The organism is Campylobacter troglodytis (genome assembly GCF_006864425.1).
GTDB classification, from domain to species: Bacteria; Campylobacterota; Campylobacteria; order Campylobacterales; family Campylobacteraceae; genus Campylobacter_D; species Campylobacter_D troglodytis.
Window position 1 is genome coordinate 1 of record NZ_QHLI01000212.1, and the last position, 642, is coordinate 642.

Consider the following 642-nt stretch of genomic DNA (forward strand, 5'->3'; position numbering starts at 1 on the left):
AGCAAATTTTGATGAGAATTTTGTCCTAAATTTTTCGTCTTAATTTTGTTTTTTTTAAATGAAACACAAAATTTTCTTTTTTTATGCCCCTAAATTTAGCTAATCTAAACTTCGCAAAGCCCCAGAAATTCACAATTTCGTTGATATGATTTCGTCCATTTGCAAACTCATTTTTATAGTGTTTTACAAAATCTTGTGCCTTTGCACCTTCTTGCAAAGTTGCAAGACAAAACGAAGCAAAAAATCCACCAAGCCATCATAAGCCTTCCAGCTGTCGCTGTAAATTTCACTTTCTTTAAGCTCCGCAAAATCCCTTATGATAGGTAATAGTTCTTTGGCAGAGCAATGTTTGACCACTTGCGTATAAACGTTAGCCTAGCGTTTTAGCATTCCAAACACAGGTATTTTCTTGCCAGCTCCACGCCCACGCTTGCCACGAACACGCTTTGCACCGAAATAACTCTCATCAACTTCAATCTCACCGCTGAGATTTTTTCACATTCTTTGGCTATCAAAATGCGAATTTCTTGTAAAATTCTATTCGCACAAGCACGAGTTATTTTGCAAATTTCTGCGATTTTTTCTCCTCTAAATCAAGGCAGAAATACTTCAAAATTTCCCTAAATTTCTTTTGAGACAATT

General features: G+C 35.7%; 1 pseudogene. It reads right to left on the reverse strand.

Features of this window, described 5'->3' with window-relative positions:
* Window positions 1–25: 25 nt before the first annotated feature.
* Window positions 26–640: pseudogene (locus DMC01_RS12725) on the reverse strand (IS1595 family transposase).
* Between the last annotated feature and the right edge of the window lie 2 nt (window positions 641–642).